The following is a 298-nucleotide window of genomic DNA, read 5'->3' as shown; positions in this document are numbered from 1 at the left end:
GGAAGATCAGCGCCAGCGGCGGGATCAGCACGATCACGACCTGCTGCGCCAGCCGCGACATCATGTTGATGTTTAGGCTGCGGTCGAGAATCGCGACGACGTAGATGAAGATGACGCCGACGGCCGCGCCGAGAATGTCGGCATTGTCGCCATGAGCGGGCACCAGGTAATGGTAGGCGGCATAAGCGATCGCCACGGCCAATACCACCGCGATCAGCAGGGACACCACGCCATGGCCGAGAGTCCGCGCCTCGAGCGGCAGGGCCGGCATCGACTTTGGCCGCACGATCGACATGAT

General features: G+C 63.4%; 1 pseudogene. It reads right to left on the bottom strand.

The annotated features are described in order from the left end of the window. Nucleotides 1-298, bottom strand: a pseudogene (locus tag EN786_RS37085) (C4-dicarboxylate ABC transporter); the annotation flags it as partial.

It is taken from the genome of Mesorhizobium sp. M4B.F.Ca.ET.143.01.1.1, from assembly GCF_004792275.1.
Classification (GTDB): domain Bacteria; phylum Pseudomonadota; class Alphaproteobacteria; order Rhizobiales; family Rhizobiaceae; genus Mesorhizobium; species Mesorhizobium abyssinicae.
The sequence above is the reverse complement of the archived record's forward strand: the minus strand, read 5'-3'. Positions and strand labels throughout refer to the sequence as shown.